Genomic DNA, 17,900 nt, shown 5'->3' on the forward strand with positions numbered 1-17,900 from the left:
TTTACATGGCAAAGTATACAATTGTTGACAAAGAAACTTGCATCGCCTGCGGAGCTTGCGGAGCAGCAGCACCGGACATTTACGATTATGATGATGAAGGCATTGCTTTCGTAACGCTTGATGAGAATGAAGGGATCGTTGAAATCCCAGACGTACTTGTCGATGACATGATGGATGCATTCGAAGGCTGCCCAACTGATTCAATTAAAGTAGCTGATGAGCCATTCAATGGTGACGCAACTAAGTTCGAATAATAAACTACATGCAAGCCTGTACATAATCCCCGTAATGCTTTGCGGGGTTTTTTTGTGGTTCTTTTTTTCAACATAATAGAAAAAACAGCGGTTGCAGGCCGCTGTTTTTAATGTAAGTCTTGGGATTTACGCGTTTTTGACTTGCTGCTTGCCGATCCATGGCGACATTTTTGTAAATAGCACCATGAATACCAAAGCGATCAATATCCCTTTTACGATATTGAATGGAAGGATCGCTGTAACGGCAATTTCCTTCGGAAGCTCAAAATGCATAAAGAATGCATAAGCAGGAAGGAGGACAAAATAGTTCAGGATGCTCATCAGGACAGCCATTGAGACTGTACCGGCAACAAGCGCTTGTGTCATGCCTTTTTTGGTTTTAATTTTTTGATAAATATAGTAAACCGGCAGAATGAACGTAATTCCGGCAATAAAATTAGCTATATGACCGACCGGGACCCCTGTTGGGCTGCCAATCATAAAATAATCCAGGATATTCTTAAACAATTCCACGAGAATGCCTGCTGCCGGGCCAAAGATCAATGCAGCGACCAATGCAGGTATATCGCTAAAATCGATCATTAAAAAGTTTGGAAACGGCGGCAGCGGAAAGTTCAGCAGCATCAGTACATATGATATGCTGCTCAGCATTCCAATTGAAACAAAAGCCTTCACATTTAATTTTTTCATTTTCCTCTCTCCTTTTTTGAAATCCATCGACTCAAAGAAGAAAGGTTCAGCAAATTAGCGCGACCCAGCGAAAATAAAAACCCTCAAGCTTACGGCTTGAGGGAGAATGTCGCTGAGGCATGCTTTAATAGACATCCAAAAAAACTGCAATTTTTGGACGCTGCAGAACCTCCACCTTCTCCCATCCAGACTGTACTGTCGGCTTTGGAATCTCACCAAATCCTGCCTTTCGGCTCGCGGGCTTAGAGTTTAAAACTCATCACCGCCGGTAGGGAATTGCACCCTGCCCCGAAGATAGATCAATATTAAATTACGAGATTATTATACTGAAAAAAAGAACGTTTGTGAAGTACCTCGCATTGTAAAAATTATTTTTCCATAAAACCCTTACATTTCTTCACTGACACCAGCCTCCTACGATTAAATTATTTTGAAAATTTAGCCTGTTACAGCACCAAAGGGTTAAGCGCTTTCAGCCGAAAAACTGAACATTCAGCGTCATTGACAGATGAATATTCGTCTTGTAAAATAATCAGAAAATTATAGCTGTTTATTTATCAAGGGGGCTTGGGTTATGTATCACATATTAGCTGCAGATTCAATTAAAGAGGAGGGGCTTTTACCACTGCTTGAAATGGAAAACGCAGTGGTTTACCGAGGACAGACGGATTCAGGCGAAATACCACTCGAAAGAATCGATGCACTATTAGTTAGGAGCGCAACCAAAGTCACAAACGAACTTCTCGACAGAATGCCTTCATTAAAAATTGTCGCCAGGGCTGGTGTCGGTGTCGATAATATTGATATCGAGGCAGCGACAAAAAGGGGAATCATCGTCGTAAACGCCCCTGACGGAAATACCATCTCCACAGCAGAGCATACTTTCGCTATGATGGCATCACTTTTAAGGAACATCCCGCATGCATATGCATCTGTCAAAAACTATGAATGGAAACGAAATCAATTCATCGGCAGTGAACTTTACGGAAAGACGCTGGGAATCGTTGGTATGGGACGGATTGGCTCTGAACTTGCCAAGCGGGCAAAAGCGTTCGAAATGAATGTCAGGGTATTTGACCCTTTCCTCACGAAAGAAAGGGCAGAGAATCTTGGGGTTATCTCAAGCAGCTTTGAGGACGTGCTTAAGAGCTCTGACATCATTACAGTCCATACTCCGCTGACAAAAGAAACAAAAGGACTGCTTAACTGGGAAACCTTGAAACTAACCAAAAAAGGAGTATATCTGCTAAACTGCGCGAGAGGCGGAATCATTGATGAAGAAGCACTGGCTGAATTCATTGAAAATGGCCATGTAGCTGGCGCCGCCCTTGATGTGTTTGTGACGGAACCCCCAGGGGACCATCCTTTGCTCCGGCTGGATAAGGTTATCGCCACACCTCACCTCGGGGCCTCAACGCGTGAAGCTCAGCTAAACGTAGCGACGCAGGTGGCCAAAGCCGTACGCACCTATTTTGAGGATAAACCAGTTTCTAACTCTATCAATCTGCCTGCCATGTCCCGGGATATTTATGAAAAAATCCGTCCATTCCATCAGCTTGCTGTCCAAATGGGCTCCATTGTGTCGCAATGCCTGAAAGAGGGCGTGAACGAGATTTCCGTTACATATTCCGGAACTGTCGCAAGCCTGGAAATTTCCTATTTGACAAAGGCCCTTCTTTCTGGATTTTTCAAGAACAGGATCGATACAAGTGTCAATGAAGTAAACGCTGTCCATATCGCCAAGGATCTTGGGATTGTCATTGGTGAAAAAGTTTCAGGCAACAGTTCAGGCTATGCAAATTCCATGTCCGTGACAGTGAAAGGTGATAATCGTGCTTTCACTGCCCGCGGTACCTATATTGAGCATTATGGACCGCGAATCGTTAATCTCGACGGATTTAACATCGACTTCCATCCAGAGGGCAACCTGCTATATATCCAGCATATGGACCGGCCGGGAGTCATCGGGCGGGTCGGCAATGTCCTTGGGGAGAATAAAATCAATATTGCTACCATGCAGGTTGGCCGAAAGGAAGTAGGCGGTGAAGCTATCATGGTCCTGACGTTTGACCGGCCGATCGAGGATGCTATCATGTCAAAGCTTTCCGAAACTGGTGATATTGTTTCGCTTAACCGCATCCTTTTGTAAATCTGTTTTCATGGAAAAACGAGCCTGGGCTGCAGTTCACTGCCAGGCTCGTTTTTTTTATCCAATCGGAAATTCTTTTCGTTCTCCTTTTGTAAAAGTCATCAAGGATGTATAGCCGACCTCTTTGGCAAGGGCAATTGCCTCATTGAAGTCCGCCCCGACATGTTCTGGGAAGTGGGCATCTGATGAAAGCACAATTGGAATTTTCTTGTCAAAGCACATTTGCAATAGTCGCTTGTCCGGATAAAGTTCACCCACAGGCTTTCTTAAGCCTGCTGTACTAATTTCAACACAAGTCTTCGACTGAGCGAGCGCAGTCGTTGCTTTGTCATATTGTTCGAGAAGGAACTCTTCATTTTCAGGAACATACTTAAAAATCTTAACAAGATCCAGATGGCCGACAATATCAAAAAGGTTAGACTCTGCCAGTGTCACGACTTGTCCGAAATAATTCGAATAGGTCGCGTAAAGATCACGCTTCTCCCACTCACGCCGGAATTCTGCAAGGTCGATTCCAAAATCACCAACCCAATGAATTGACCCGATGACATAATCGAAATCATAGTTTTGGATAAATTTCTCCATCTCTTTGTGCTTTCCGGGAGTATAATCCATTTCAATCGACATTTTCACGTCGATATCAGCATCCCAAGCTTTTTTGAACAAACTGACATAATCGGCCATATCGTAATAACGCCGTTCATTGACCCATGAATTTTGAAGAATATTGGCAGTCTGGTAAAAATGATAAGCATGTTCCGAGATCCCGAAATGATCAATGTCGCGTTCGGCCGCAGCATCAGTAAAGCGTTTTAAATAATCCAGGGTTAATTCTCCTTTTTCCAAATGGTTATGATAATCAGTGAGCAAACCTATCCCTCCGGAAACTTGTTTTTCTTTATATTATAAGGTTCCAAGAGAAGGTTCATCAAGGGAATAGTCTGAATCATTTTACAATCAATACTTGGTCTGGCTTTATACTGTCACCGGAGAGGTTGTTCAGCTCCTTGATCCGGTCTACAGAGGTATCGGTTTTTCTGGAAATGGAGTACAGTGTCTCACCTTTTGTTACCATGTACTGTTTACCTCCAGAATGACTGTTCAGCTTTAATTGCTGGCCTACAATAATCTGATTTTCCTTTATTCCATTCAATACACTTAGCTCATTTACTGTCGTTTGGTATTTTTGGGCAATAGACCATAGTGTTTCACCATGGCCAACAGTATGGACGTTTGCATTGGTTTCAATTGCAACAGGCTTGTCCGCTCCATGTTTAATTGGATTGCCTGCAGCCTCCATTGCCCTACCCTTCCCCTCTGTCTTTGCTACTACAGCTTGCCCTTCCATGACTTCGCCCAATGCAGCGACCGGATCGACTGCATTTTCCTTATTGACCGTCCATTTGTCATGATGGACTTCAAAATGGAGATGGACACCTGACGAATCACCCGTGCTCCCCATTCTCCCGATGGCCCCTCCCTGCACTACCCGCTGCCCTTCCATGGCGATTCTGTGCTCTAAATGAGCGTACACTGTTTCAAAGCCATTATCATGCTTTATAAACACAACGTTTCCGTAGCTATCAGAAAAATACGATTTTGTAACGGTGCCTGCATCTACCGCAAGCACCTCGTTATTTAAGGGACCGGCAATGTCTATCCCCTTATGTTTTCCGCCCCTTGTCCCATATATATCTGTCACTTTTCCTGTGGCAGGCCAAATCCAATGGTCAGCCTTTCCTGGGTTCGGAATCGTGCTGGCCTCCGGATGCTTGCCACCCAAAAACAATAGACTGACGCAAAGTCCCATTAATACGGCGATGAGAATACGCCTGATATAATCACGCATTTTTTTCCTCCCTGATGTAAGCAGCTTTCTTTAATCACTATGAATGCCTTCAACCATATAGAACCCCATATTCAAAACAGAACCCTATGTTCACTTATTATATTTAGTGGCAGAAGGCTTCTTTATACAAAAAAGGAAATACTAACAGCATTCACGATATATCGGTACCGCAGCAAACAATCCTCCCTGATATGGCCTGGGAGGATTGAGTCGGATAAAAACTGCATGTCCAAATGCTTCTATGATTCCACTAATTGTTTATTGGGGCTAATCGGCATACCGATTTCTTCCTTCAAATTGAAGCGTCCGACGTTTTCAATTTCAGGGTTATCAATTTTCAAGCTGTTGAATCCAAAATCTTTTGCTGTAAGAAGAATTGCCTCAAGGCTGTATATAAATTCATCCTTAAACACTGCGCCGTCCGCAAGTTTTATATGAAGCGTCTGGTTAACACCTTCATCATTCTTTATATAGCCCTCTACCAGCACCTGCGAAAGCGAGGCTTCCAATCCATTGGATTCCTGTCCGAGGCCCATGGTTTTGAATGCCTTCTCCACAGATGGGAAAGTTTCTTCGGTTGGTACGATATAAGGCACACTAGAGTTCACGGGGTACAAAAACAGATAGGCATGATTCCCTGATGGTTTCACTTCATGGCTCTCGAGTTGCTGCTTGTTTCCCAATTCAACTCCCGGCCTGCCATCAGTGGAGAAAAGAATGTTCTTAACATTTACGTTTGAAAAAGAATAATCAATAATATTAATGAGTGCCGCTTCAGGTTTGGAAGTTAACTTGTAAGGATGTCCTGTTTCCATATCAACTGTAACCGTTTCGTTTCCTGGATCATACCCGATATCTGCTTGCAGAGGGTAAAAGTCTTTCAGGCCCCATTTTTCCTCAGTAAGCTTCGGCATTGTTTCTTTAAAACGGGTAAACCATGTTTTGCTGTCATCTTTTGGCACAAGTGCTGTTACAGGGACCGCAACCCTTCCCTCTGCATCAGGGATGGCATATGTGACTGAAGCATAGTCCTTTAAATCTTCAGGATACACAGCAGTGGCTTCAACCATTCCGTTTTTCGCAAAATAGTTTTCCTCTTCCGGCTGTACCGCATCCTCAAGGGCATACTTAGCTGCCGGTTTTTCATTCCCAGTAAATTTTACCGATTTCTCGGCTTGTTTCTCGTTGTTGCTGTAAGATTTTTCAGATTCCCTGCCAGCTTTCGATTCCGCTGAATCATCTGACGTGGTAATTAATTCCATTGGTAGGTTTTCATTCGGGCCATTCTCCTGCCGAACAAACGGCGAAGCAAGAACTGCCACTAAAAATAACGCTGCAGCAGTGGCAAATGCCGGGAAAAGCCATGCGGGCCTCCTCAGCTTTTTCTTTGCCGATACCTTTTGGAATATATGCTTTGGATCCCTGTTATCTGTTATGGCGGGCAGCTGCCGGAGGAGGTCTTCCAGCTGCTTATCGCTTCGCTGTAATCTTCTCACTAGGCATCACTTCCTTTTCGATCATCTCTTCCATATGCTTCTTTAAACTCTTGATGGCCCTGTGCTGTGTAGTCTTAACCTTGCTTTCCGTCCACCCAAGCGCTTCGGCTGTTTCACTGATGGATAGCTCATGTATATATCTAAGGATGATGACCATTCTCTGGTCTATTGTACATAAATCAATACATCTGTACATCATTCTGACTTCTTCCCTGTGCATAGCGAGCTCCTCTGGCAAGGGATGGCTATCCCTTATCTGCCCTGCACTGATATCCACTTTCCCCAGCAGCCTCTGCCTCCAGCCCTGCTGTTTTCGAAAATGATCAATCGCTACATTTTTAGCAATTGAAAAAAGCCATGTTTTTTCGCTGCTCTTCCCTTCAAAACGTTTATACGATTTAAAGACACGGATATACACTTCCTGCATTAAATCCTCTGCCTGTTCCCTACTCTTTACCATATAGAATAAAAACTGAAATACATCCTGATGATATTTTTGATACAGCTGATCAAAAACGGAGTCCATCTGCTCAATCCCTCCGTGTTCATATAGTTAGTCGTTGAAATAATGAAAAAAGTTTCATTTTAACTATATGCTTTTTTAAACAGGAAATAAAGGATAATTTTCCCTGTTTTAAAAATTCATAGAATATTTAATCAATCAAATTGGGAAAAGAGGGTTCAAAAAACCCATCCTAACGTAGGATGGGCTGGTATAGATTGCAATGTTCCTCGTGAATCAAGATTAATCGGGACAATGATGGAAATTAATCTATTTTTCGAGGAATGAAAAAGGAAAATGTCGTTCCATGTCCCAGCTTGCTTTTTACGGACATGCGGCCTTTATGGGCATCAACGATATTTTTGGCAATAGCAAGACCGAGGCCAGTGCCTGAGCGTCCCCTGGTCCTTGATTTATCACCTTTGTAAAACCTTTCAAACAAGAAAGGAAGGTCTTCTTCCGGTATACCTGGTCCCTGATCCTGTACCTCAAAAAATAAACCTCGTTCATCCGTCCATGTCCTGACCATGATTGAAGCTGAATCAGGGACATGCCTGACCGCATTGTCTATCAGATTTGTCAGGACCTGCTCAATCCTGTCCGGGTCAAAATCAAAGTGAGAGTCCCCCGGACCATTGTCCGATTTAAGTTCTATCCCCTTCTCATTTGCAAGCGTAAGGAACTTGTGGACAATCCGGTTCACATAAGGCTCGAGTTCAACATCCTCCATAGTCAGCTGGATATGCCCGGCTTCCATCCTGGCTAGATCGAGCAATTCGTTTACAAGTCGGCCCATCCTCAAGGATTCATCATAAATGATCCTGGCAAGTTCGATTTTTTCCTCATCTGTCTGCGCTATACCATCGACAATCGCTTCGCTGTAACCCTGTAGCATTGAAATAGGAGTGCGGAGCTCATGTGAAACATTCGCAATAAAGTCTTCCCGCAGTTTGTCCAATTTTCTTTCTTCCGTCATATCACGGATCACCGCGACTGCTCCCCGAATGAATCTTTTGTTATATAGAGGGCTGACGATCAAAACATAGGACCTGCCCTGCAGTGACATTTCTCCAACTTGTTCTTTCTCGGTATTCACAGCAAGTTGGAATAGTTCCATTACTTCAGAAGGCACAGCATCAGAATTTTCATTTGCCCCCTGGTCATAATACCAATACCGCAGGAATTGTTCAGCAGGGGGGTTTGTGATGAGTATAATCCCATTTCTATTAAATGTCAGGACACCGTCAGCCATGCTGCTCAGAATGCTTGACAGCTGTTCTTTTTCCTGGCTGAGCGCATTCATGTTAAATTTCAGCTGACGTCCCATCTGGTTAAACGCGGTTGCGAGCTCGCCAATTTCATCATGAGTCAGAATCGGTACTTTTGTGTCGAATTTGCCCCTAGCCACTTCAAAAGCGGCTTCCCGCATTTTTCGCAGCGGCGCGGTAATCCTCGTGGACAGGAAAAAAGCAAAAATAGTCGTTAAAACGATGGCCACACCTGCCGCAAGCAAAATGAACTTTGTTGTAAGCCGGGTGGTTTTCTCCATAACATCCAGCGATTGATAAATGAATACGCCACCGACCTTGCCTCCAGGGTAGTGGATGGGCGCACCGATAATCAAGTACTGGCTCCCTGCAGCGGCTTTCGAAGGAAACGGAGAAGTAATGTAGCTGATTTCGTCATCCTTGAAAACATGCTGAAGCTCCTTGTTTTCAAAAACAAACGAAACAGGCAGCCGCTGGTCCTTTTTGACATTAGGCGAGTAGTAGTATGTATTTTCATCCTCTACGACTGCCACGCGGGTGACCTTGTCAATCAGGGCCCAGGATATCTCCTGTCCCATCCTTTCGTCATTGCTGTGCTGCTCAAGATTTTCGGCAATATTGACAGCCGTTTTAGTAAGCCCTTTCCTCGTCTCATTGATGTGATAGTTCTCAAAGAATTCGAGAAGCATAACAGTCAAAATGAAGAGGACGAAGGAAACAAGCAAAAGAATGGTAAACCATAATTTACCTACAACGCTTCGCCAGAACATCATTCATTGATAACCTCAAATTTATAGCCGACCCCCCAAACAGTTACAATCATTTTGGCTGCCTGCTCGGAAACTTTGTTCAATTTTTCGCGCAATCTTTTCACATGTGTATCAACTGTACGTAAGTCGCCAAAAAACTCGTAATGCCATACTTCTTTCAGAAGCTGTTCCCGGTCAAATACCTTGTCCGGAGATTTAGCAAGGAAATAAAGCAACTCATATTCCTTCGGCGTCAGACTCACTTCTTTGCCGTCAGCTGTCACCCTGTGTGCATCATTGTCGATTGTCAGGTGAGGGAAAACGATTACATCCTTTGTTGTTGTCTCGGTCTGGAGATAGCTTGTGCTCGAAGAACGACGGAGCATGGCCTTTACCCTCAGGACAACTTCCCTTGGACTAAACGGTTTTACAATATAATCATCCGTGCCTACTTCAAATCCCTGCACCCGGTTTACTTCCTCTCCTTTGGCAGTCAGCATGATCACAGGCGTTGATTTTTTTTCTCGCAATTCCCGGCATACTTCGATTCCGTCTTTCCCTGGCATCATTAAATCAAGAAGGATGACATCATAGTCATTGGCAAGAGATTTGGCAAGTGCCTCATTGCCGTCTTCCGCTTCATCGATGAGATAGTTTTCTCTCTCTAAATACATTTTCAACAATCTTCTTATTCTTTCTTCATCATCCACAACTAAAATTTTGATGTCTTTTTCCATAAGGTATATCCCCCCTGCGAATAATTTTACATAATGAGTGGACATCTTGCTATGTTTATTTATTCTAAGTATATGGTTAACTTACGAAAATGTCTAAAAACAGACATATTTATCCTTGCCCGTAAGCCACGACAGTCAAACCAGCATAAATTTTCAAAAAAAGCCTTCACTTCTTTACATAAGTGAAGGCCAGTTTTTTATCCCGCGTATGAATGAAGCCCGGCGATGACGAGGTTGACGGCAACAAGGTTAAACATGATAATGACAAACCCAATAACCGCAAGCCAGGCCGATTTTTCCCCATGCCAGCCTTTTGACATGCGCAGATGGAGAAACGCTGCGTAGAACAGCCACGTAATAAGCGCCCAGACTTCCTTTGGATCCCAGCCCCAGAATCTTGTCCAGGCTATTTGGGCCCAAATCATGGCGAAAATAAGAGCGCCCAGCGTAAAGACCGGAAAGCCGATAAGGACGGACCGATAGCTAATTTCATCGACAAGGTCCAGATTGATATTTTTCACAAACGGCTGGAGCGATGCCGAAATCCGTTTCCTTAGGATCAGTCTGACCAGCCAGTACAAGGCCAAACCGCTTACAAGCGACCAAAGAACCGTGTTCAATTTCTTCGCATTGATTATAGCCGGCGTCTCAGCAAGAGGCTCAAACTTTGCAGCTGTCTGCAATTTCCCTTCATGCGGACCGACAACTGCAGGCAAATTGTATTCTATTACATCTTCCTGGCCATTTTTATCAATATAAGTAAACTTAGATTCATAATTTGCCAGTGAAAACGACGATGATACTGCAACAAAGCCTATCGTGCACATAAGCGCAAACATAACGACTTCCAGCCAAAATGTATGCTTGCTCGCTTTAGTTTGGTCGACTACTTTCACGAGGTAGATAAGGCCTGCGGCAAAACTCACCGCAAGAATGGCCTCCCCGACAGCCGCCGTTGTCACATGGATATGAAGCCAGTCACTCTGCAAAGCAGGGATCAGCGGTGAGATATCCTTCGGGAACATCGCAGCATATGCAATGACCAGGATTGCGACTGGCATGGTGAACAATCCAAGCAGAGGTGTCTTGTATATGAAGTAAATGACAATAAACGCACCAACAAGAGCCATTCCAAAGAATGTTGTGAATTCAAAAAGGTTGCTGACCGGTGCGTGGCCTGAAGCTATCCATCTTGTAATAAAATAGCCAAGTTGGGCAACGAATCCTGCAATTGTAATGAAAATGGCAATATTAGCCCACTTGTTGGGACCAGATCCTGCCGTGTCTTTTTTAGATTTGATTGAACCACCAAAAAACAAGGTTGCGACCAAGTAGAGAATGAACGCAAAATACAATAAATTGGAGCTTAAAGCTACCATATTTCCCCCTCCTTAACCTTTCTTCCCGCTCTCAAGCTGCTCTGCAGGGGACTCCATCCCAGTACCCTCGAACACGCCTTCAAGCTCCCTTTTAAATCCGTACCAGTTTTTGTTCGTATGTCCTGCTGTTACCGCTTTTCCATCAACAATCTTTACCCAAAGACGGCGATGGTTCCAATAGGCTCCCTGGATGACCCCAATCATGAAGATAAGACCGCCAAACCCCAGGATCCATAATGTCAAATCCTTTCGGATCGTCAAAGCAGCCACATTTTTCGTTTCTACCCCTTTGAACGCCATTTTGTATGAGTTGTTTCCATCCACTTCGATAGTCTGACGGATTGCCACAAAGCTGACTTCGCCATCAGGCTTTTCGGGAGTGACCATCTTAAAGACAAAAGCCGGGTTGTTTGGAACCTTTGACTTAGTTGTTGGGTTGGAATTCTCATCAAATTCGAAATCAGGAAAATAGCTTTTCAGTTCAACAAAATAGCCATTTTTTAAATCATATTTTGTTTCAGGGTTATACAAATTCACCTTAATAGTACCAATTTCTTCGCCTGTATCTTTATTTTGGAGCGCCAGATGCATTTTGCTCAGCTCATCCAGCTTGTAATCTACCTGGTAAATAGCGAACTTGTCAATTTTCAAAGGCTGATTGACTCGTATTTTCGCTTCTTTCAATTTTTTCAGATTAAGAGATTCACCCGCAACGGTATCCCCTTTTTTTTCGTAAAGAGTGACATTGGACTGATAGTTTTTTGCAACCATACCTGCTCTGTCAAGTGCTGCCCCAAATACCTCGTTGTCCTTCTTTTTGTCGTACTTTTGAAAAATAAATTTGTTATTTTTCAAATAATATTGCCCGTCTGTACCGGGAATTGCTTTTGTTTCCCCTTCCCGAATCCACAGCAGCTCATCAACATACATCCCCGGGACAAACCGCAGCATGGCGCCAATAAGGAAAATGATTAATCCGATATGGTTGACATACGGGCCCCAGCGGGAGAACCTGTTCTTTTCCGCCAGTATGCTGCCATTTTTTTTTCGGATATGATATTTCTTCGCTTTCAAGTTCTGCTCCAGCCGGCTCATTGCTTCCTCACCTGGCTGTTCAGAAACTCCGTAAAGGCGTTGGCGCTTCATAAACCCTTCATGTCTCTCTACCCTCTGGTTTTTAAGAGCCCTGTATAAAGGAATAACCCTGTCAAGGCTGCAGATTACAAGAGAAACACCGATGGAGGCGATCAAAAGAAGATACCACCAGGAACTGTATAGGTTATTGAAATCAAGCTCGTAGTAAAGCTTCCCAAACCAGCCGTATTGGTCCTCATAGTATTCGGCTGGGGTGGTCATCTGCGGTATATACATTTCCTGCGGCAGAATCGTCCCAAGGGAAGAAGCGATCAATGTAACCACAATCAGGATGACGCCCACCTTGACCGATGAAAAGAAATTCCAGATTTTATCCACAATTGTTTTGTTATACGTTTGAGACCTGCGCGCGCTGCCTTCATAGCGCATATCGAGAAGTTTTTTGCTCTCTTCCTTCTCTTCAAGGACTTTACCGCACGATTCGCATAAAACTGTTCCGTGAGGGTTCACATGACCACATTCGCATTTCACATCATTCATTTCAAAAACTCCCTGTTCCCCTTGCTCAAGGTTTGATTTCTTCCATAAAACTCTTTATTGTCTCTTCGGTCAATTCACCTTTGTAGCTTCTTACAACCTTTCCGTCCTTGTCGATCAGGAATGTATACGGAAGAGGGTTAATCCCGTAAGCAGTTTGGACTTGTCCATCTTTATCAATCATCACCGGGAAAGTTAAATGATGCCGTTCAATAAACTTGTCCACCGCAATTTTTGATTCGCCAACATCAACAGTCAGCACTTTTACACCCTGATCCTTGTATTGCTTGTATTGATTGTCAATATACGGCATTTCCCTTTCGCATGGACCACACCATGTTGCCCAGAAGTTCAGGAACACTCCCTGCCCCTTATAATCGGAGAGTTTGTGTTTTTTTCCTTCCATATCAACCAGCACAAAATTTGGTGCCTGCTTTCCAATTTCGACTTTGTTGACCTCATCCTTCGTAAGGTTTGCATAAAGCGTGTAGCCAACCGCTGCGGCCAAAACCAGCAAAATGATGGTCCTGACCACGAGGCGCTTCTTTTTCATCCCACGAAACCCCCTGTCGTATCCTCATTATATCATTTGCACTATATATACATTGAATTTTATCACTGACTATCTCTTACGCATCGCCTGGGCGCGAAGCTGCTTAACCTCATGAGGTGTCAATTCCCTGATTTCCCCTGAATTCAGACCTGCTAGCGTTAAAAATCCGTATTGCTCCCTCTTCAGTTTCAGGACATCATGGCCGATTGCCTCAAACATCCTTCTTACCTGCCGGTTTCGCCCTTCGTGGATTCGCAGTTCGATAATGGATGATTGCTTCTTCTTATCCAGTGAAAGAAGCTTTACCCTTGCAGGAGACGTTTTCCCATCCTCAAGACGGATGCCCCGTTCGAGTTTCTTCAGAGCTTCCCTTTCCGGAATTCCTTTTACTTTTGCTACATATACTTTTTCAATTTCATTGCTTGGGTGCATCAGCAAATTGGCAAATTCACCGTCATTGGTCAGAAGCAACAGGCCGGATGTATCATAGTCCAGGCGTCCGACAGGATAAATCCTCTGCTCAATTTGCCCGAAATAATCAGTCACTACCTTTCTTCCTTTTTCGTCGTTCACGCTGGAAATGACACCGCGCGGTTTGTAAAAAAGGAAATAGACTGGAATTTCCCTTTGGATCTGAACCCCATTCACTTCGATTTTGTCTGATGGCGTTACTTTTGTTCCAAGTTCCTTGACCAATTTCCCATTTACAGTAACCCTTCCTTCAAGGATGAGTTCTTCAGCTTTTCTCCTTGAGGCTATTCCGGCATGCGCCATAACTTTTTGCAATCTTTCCATCCAGGTCACTCCTAATATTGGTTAAAATTCCATGTTTATTATTGTGATATCAAGTTCATTCTATCCTAATGAATTATGACACAAACTTTCCTCTTTTCAAAGTAACCGCTCCTGAAAAATAATTCTTCCATTTTCTTACAAAACACTCGCGCTGCTCCTTGAAAACTGGCACATAAAAAAAAACGCCACCACTTAGCCTGAACGGGCTCGGTCATGACGATTTTTTTTATTCTTATTGAGGATTTCTTTTTAAGATGCAAACATCATTTTCACAATAATGATGGCAGCTGCAAAACCGGCAATGTCCGCAAGGAGGCCCACTTTAATTGCATCCCCCATTTTTTTGATGCCGACAGCACCAAAATATACTGTAAGTACATAAAACGTCGTATCCGTGCTTCCCTGAATTGTGGATGCCAGAATTCCAATAAATGAATCCGGTCCGTGTTTAGCAATCAAATCGCTAGTCATTCCTAGCGCTGCAGTTCCAGAGATTGGCCGGATAATAGCCAGCGGAGCGACTTCGACTGGTATCCCAGCTTTTTCAAGCACCGGCTTCAGGAAATCCATAATGAAATCAAGTGCTCCTGATGCGCGAAAAACTGAGATTGCAACCATCATCCCTACCAAAAAAGGAATAATGGAAACAGCCATCCTGATACCTTCCTTGCCGCCTTCAACGAACGTTTCATAAGCAGGTACTTTTTTTAAGATGGAATATATCAGGATGAATCCGATCAATACAGGAATAAACCAAAGCGAAAATGCAGAAATGATCTCCATATGTTCTCATCCTTTACGGCTTCTTCTGTAATGGAAATACCTGTCTATCAGGATGGCGGCGATAGCAGAAAAAAAAGTGGCTACAAGAGTCGGACCTACTATTTCAGTAGGCGATTTACTATCGTAGGTCATCCTGATGGCAATAACGGTGGTAGGAATCAAGGTGATGCTCGATGTATTAATCGCGAGAAAAGTGATCATCGACCGGCTTGCCGAGTTTTTCCCTCCATTTAGCTTCTTAAGTTCTTCCATCGCTTTAATGCCCAAGGGGGTGGCTGCATTGCCCAAACCAAATAGATTAGCCATCATATTAGAAAGAATATAGCCCATTGCAGGGTGACCGGCAGGCACTTCCGGAAATAAACCTTTTACAAAAGGACGAAACAGACCCGCAAGCTTTTCCAGAAGACCTGCCTCCTCGGCAATCTTCATTATGCCCAGCCAAAAGACAAGGATGCTGACTAGTCCGATGCATAGGGTCACAGCTTCCTTCGCTCCCCTGAACACAGCCTCATTCACTTCTGCCATCGTTCCGTTCAAAGCAGCGAAAATGATTCCTATTACCGTCATAAAAACCCAAATATAGTTAACCATACGAATTCAGTCCTGTGATAGATGTGAAAATCTTACGGAAATAGTCAAGAAGAGACTCTTTCTTTTTTGCTTCCTGTTTATAGTAGATTGGCATTTTTTTTATCTCTTTGCCATTCAGGTATACTACAGCTTTTCCGGCAACCGGCGGAAGTAATCTTTTCTCTCCCGCTTTTGGCGGCTCCAGAAGCTGGTATTCGACTCTTACCTTCTTCTCTTCTGCAGCCGTCAGAGGATAAGCAAAAGTTTGGCCGAGGTATACTTTCCTTTTATAAAAGGGATCTTTAATTTCTTTGATTTTCCCTTTTTGCAAGATAGTCGCAAGGTCATATCCTGCAAAGGTGCTCTCATACATGCTGATATGGTCGTTCCAGTCATCCGAACCATCGAGCGTGACAGCAATAAGGTCAAAGCCGCCCTTGGAAGCAGTCGTGACAAGTGTCCGCTTTGCCCTCTTTGTATAGCCGGTTTTTCCCCCTGTACAGTACTTGTAGAGCTCTGTCAGCAGCCTGTTTTTATTTTTCCAGACCCGGTCCCATGGTTCATTGGGATTCGGGGCTCGGTGAATCTTCGTTCCCGCAATTTTCCTGTATAGATCATTCTCCATCGCATACCTTGTCAGGATGGCCATATCATAAGCTGTAGAATGGTGATTTTCATGGTCGTCCAGCCCGTGTGGATTGGCGAAGTGGGTATTTTTCATCCCTATTTCTTCTGCTTTCTGGTTCATCATATAGACAAATCCGTCCAGACTTCCCCCAACATGCTCTGCAATGGCTACGGCAGAATCATTACCAGACCTGAGCATTAGTCCGTATACGAGGTCAGCCAGCTTGATTTTTTCTCCGGGCTTCAAGAAGAGGGATGAACCTTCAGTACCGGAAGCATTTGAACTGACCTTCACCCGGTCATCTAGTTTCCCAGACTCAATTGCAAGTATCGCTGTCATAATTTTGGTGATGCTCGCAATTCTCCTGACACTATGGGCATCTTTTTCGTAAATGATGCGACCGGACTGCTGGTCCATCAGTATAGCACTGCGGGCGCTTACCGATCCTGCTGCGTCTGCAGGGGATGAAAGAACCATGAACAGCAGGATCATTAGCTGCAAATAAATTATCGGTTTTCTTTTCATAGAACAGACCTCGTCTCCTTGGCAGTTTGTACAAGTGTATGCGGGACAAGCGCTGTTATGACAGCAAATCATGTTCATGGCTCAACGGCACCGATGAATAGGCAATCTGGTCTTGCAAGTACAGCTGAGGGTCTAGGCACAATTGGATTTTAGGCTGGCTGAGGTTCCCTACAGCCTAAGCTTCCCAAGAAAAAAAACCGGCAGCCCTCGAAAAGGAGGCTGCCGGTTCTCGTGTTAAGTTTAGCTGGTTTGTTTTATTTTGATTGCAGCATTTTCGTCCGGTAATCAGTCTCATAATATTCGAGTTCTTCCCTGATTCGCTGAAAATCTGCTTCTATACCCTTAACCAACTGCTGAATGCTTGATGGAACGGTTTCCCTGTATTTTATTGCGTTTTTCCCTGTATAGGCTGACCGGCTATCCTCATACCAAACATCGCTTTTCGGCGAGAAAAATTCTTCTATACATTGATAATAAATTCGGTACAGTGTTTTTTCCGCTGCGGCTTTCGAAAAAGGCTCCCCCTGAAGAACAACCATGCATGTGTCGAGCCCATCTTCACAGTGGACAGCAAGCCTCCTGATATTCCCGAGGAGCATGCGGTAATAGGCTTCATTTCCTGCGCTTTCAGTTTGCAGTGCTTCAAGGGTCGTCTCATTCAAAAATTTTTCAAGCTTCAGGACAGTCTGCCCAAGAAATTCTTTTACCTCACCAATTTGTGATTTTACGATGGTATTCCCCATTCCCACACCCCCAAAAAAAGTAGAAGTTCCGGTTAAAGCTTTTTATATGGCTGAGCTATTTTTTAAACAGGCTGTTCAATATAGTCGAGCGGAGAACTAATCTCATACTTTCCCGACTCTTCCAGGGCTGTAAAAATCTCCGGAAGTTTCGAGAGATTTACTTTCTTAAACATCGCGGCAAATTCGCGCTCTGAATTGATATACACTCTTTTTCTGTGCCGATAGCCCGGGTTTTCAAGAAGGCAGACAAGCGCCACAATATCTTTAAACGCTATGTCACGGGAAACAGCTGTAAAAATAGGATCTTTTTCATAAGGCGTAAACTCTTGAAATCGCTCATCAAAATAGCGGATATACAAAATATGGACCGTCTTTTCCTGTCCATTCTCAATAATAGTCACTTCACTCCGGTTAAAAAAATCCTCTGATGTATTCGACTTTTCTTTCTCAAGCTCATAGCCTTTGCACTGCGTGATGACCATGCTGACTCCTCCCCTGACCAAGACTTTTAGGATCTCGTCCCTTTTAAGAATATGTATGCAAAAAATGCTTCATACTCGATATGAAGCATTGCAAGGAATAATTTTATTTTATC

Annotated in this window: 18 protein-coding genes and 1 riboswitch; of the genes, 2 read left to right on the forward strand and 16 right to left on the reverse strand. The window is 43.8% G+C overall.

Annotated elements, in window-relative coordinates:
* Positions 1-5 precede the first annotated feature (5 nt).
* A complete protein-coding gene (locus tag D1970_RS05220) occupies positions 6-254 on the forward strand; it encodes a ferredoxin (RefSeq protein WP_041965701.1) in 249 nt (82 codons plus the stop codon).
* 126 nt (positions 255-380) lie between these two features.
* Here D1970_RS05220 and D1970_RS05225 read toward each other — a convergent pair whose 3' ends face one another.
* Positions 381-944 carry an ECF transporter S component gene (locus tag D1970_RS05225; protein ID WP_119111838.1) on the reverse strand — a complete coding sequence of 188 codons (564 nt, stop codon included), beginning with the start codon at positions 942-944 and terminating at the stop codon, positions 381-383.
* 169 nt (positions 945-1,113) lie between these two features.
* Positions 1,114-1,244: riboswitch (FMN riboswitch) on the reverse strand.
* A gap of 274 nt (positions 1,245-1,518) precedes the next feature.
* Here D1970_RS05225 and serA point away from each other — a divergent pair.
* The gene (gene serA / locus D1970_RS05230) at positions 1,519-3,093 is read left to right on the forward strand and encodes a phosphoglycerate dehydrogenase (protein ID WP_119111839.1); all 1,575 of its coding nucleotides are present in this window, start codon (positions 1,519-1,521) and stop codon (positions 3,091-3,093) included.
* Between the two features lie 57 nt (positions 3,094-3,150).
* Here the strand turns inward: serA and D1970_RS05235 are convergent, their stop codons facing one another.
* The 15 genes from D1970_RS05235 to D1970_RS05305 form a co-directional block, all read right to left on the reverse strand.
* Entirely contained in the window at positions 3,151-3,963 is an 813-nt protein-coding gene (locus D1970_RS05235) for a histidinol-phosphatase (protein ID WP_119111840.1), read from the reverse strand.
* 76 nt (positions 3,964-4,039) lie between these two features.
* Positions 4,040-4,942 carry a M23 family metallopeptidase gene (locus D1970_RS05240; protein ID WP_119111841.1) on the reverse strand — a complete coding sequence of 301 codons (903 nt, stop codon included), beginning with the start codon at positions 4,940-4,942 and terminating at the stop codon, positions 4,040-4,042.
* Between the two features lie 239 nt (positions 4,943-5,181).
* Positions 5,182-6,438 (reverse strand): RsiX family anti-sigma factor, encoded by a 1,257-nt coding sequence (locus D1970_RS05245; RefSeq protein ID WP_119111842.1) that lies wholly within the window; start codon positions 6,436-6,438, stop codon positions 5,182-5,184.
* On the reverse strand, positions 6,413-6,964 hold the full coding sequence (gene sigX / locus D1970_RS05250; protein WP_119111843.1) for an RNA polymerase sigma factor SigX: 552 nt from the start codon (positions 6,962-6,964) through the stop codon (positions 6,413-6,415). Before sigX ends, D1970_RS05245 begins: the two co-directional genes overlap by 26 nt.
* 241 nt (positions 6,965-7,205) lie before the next feature.
* Positions 7,206-8,981, reverse strand: a complete 1,776-nt coding sequence (locus tag D1970_RS05255) for an ATP-binding protein (protein ID WP_119111844.1) — start codon at positions 8,979-8,981, stop codon at positions 7,206-7,208.
* On the reverse strand, positions 8,978-9,694 hold the full coding sequence (locus tag D1970_RS05260; protein ID WP_119111845.1) for a response regulator transcription factor: 717 nt from the start codon (positions 9,692-9,694) through the stop codon (positions 8,978-8,980). The genes D1970_RS05255 and D1970_RS05260 overlap by 4 nt, the downstream gene beginning before the upstream one ends.
* Positions 9,695-9,891: 197 nt before the next feature.
* Positions 9,892-11,073: a c-type cytochrome biogenesis protein CcsB gene (gene ccsB, locus D1970_RS05265; RefSeq protein WP_119111846.1), complete on the reverse strand. Its 1,182-nt coding sequence runs from the start codon at positions 11,071-11,073 to the stop codon at positions 9,892-9,894.
* 12 nt (positions 11,074-11,085) lie between these two features.
* Positions 11,086-12,708, reverse strand: coding sequence for a cytochrome c biogenesis protein ResB (gene resB, locus D1970_RS05270; RefSeq protein WP_119111847.1), 1,623 nt, complete (start codon positions 12,706-12,708; stop codon positions 11,086-11,088).
* Between the two features lie 25 nt (positions 12,709-12,733).
* A complete protein-coding gene (gene resA, locus D1970_RS05275; RefSeq protein WP_119111848.1) occupies positions 12,734-13,258 on the reverse strand; it encodes a thiol-disulfide oxidoreductase ResA in 525 nt (174 codons plus the stop codon).
* A gap of 69 nt (positions 13,259-13,327) precedes the next feature.
* Positions 13,328-14,053: a 23S rRNA pseudouridine(2605) synthase RluB gene (rluB, locus tag D1970_RS05280; protein WP_119111849.1), complete on the reverse strand. Its 726-nt coding sequence runs from the start codon at positions 14,051-14,053 to the stop codon at positions 13,328-13,330.
* A 249-nt stretch (positions 14,054-14,302) separates the two neighbouring features.
* Positions 14,303-14,836 (reverse strand): spore maturation protein, encoded by a 534-nt coding sequence (locus tag D1970_RS05285; protein WP_119111850.1) that lies wholly within the window; start codon positions 14,834-14,836, stop codon positions 14,303-14,305.
* Positions 14,837-14,842: 6 nt separating this feature from the next.
* Positions 14,843-15,430, reverse strand: a complete 588-nt coding sequence (locus tag D1970_RS05290) for a nucleoside recognition domain-containing protein (RefSeq protein ID WP_119111851.1) — start codon at positions 15,428-15,430, stop codon at positions 14,843-14,845.
* Positions 15,423-16,562, reverse strand: coding sequence for a D-alanyl-D-alanine carboxypeptidase family protein (locus D1970_RS05295; protein WP_119111852.1), 1,140 nt, complete (start codon positions 16,560-16,562; stop codon positions 15,423-15,425). Before D1970_RS05295 ends, D1970_RS05290 begins: the two co-directional genes overlap by 8 nt.
* A 254-nt stretch (positions 16,563-16,816) precedes the next feature.
* Entirely contained in the window at positions 16,817-17,305 is a 489-nt protein-coding gene (locus D1970_RS05300; RefSeq protein WP_119111853.1) for a YpuI family protein, read from the reverse strand.
* 62 nt (positions 17,306-17,367) lie between these two features.
* Positions 17,368-17,787: a hypothetical protein gene (locus tag D1970_RS05305; RefSeq protein WP_119111854.1), complete on the reverse strand. Its 420-nt coding sequence runs from the start codon at positions 17,785-17,787 to the stop codon at positions 17,368-17,370.
* Positions 17,788-17,900 lie beyond the last annotated feature (113 nt).

This window comes from Mesobacillus zeae (genome assembly GCF_003570705.1).
Lineage (GTDB): Bacteria > Bacillota > Bacilli > Bacillales > Cytobacillaceae > Mesobacillus_C > Mesobacillus_C zeae.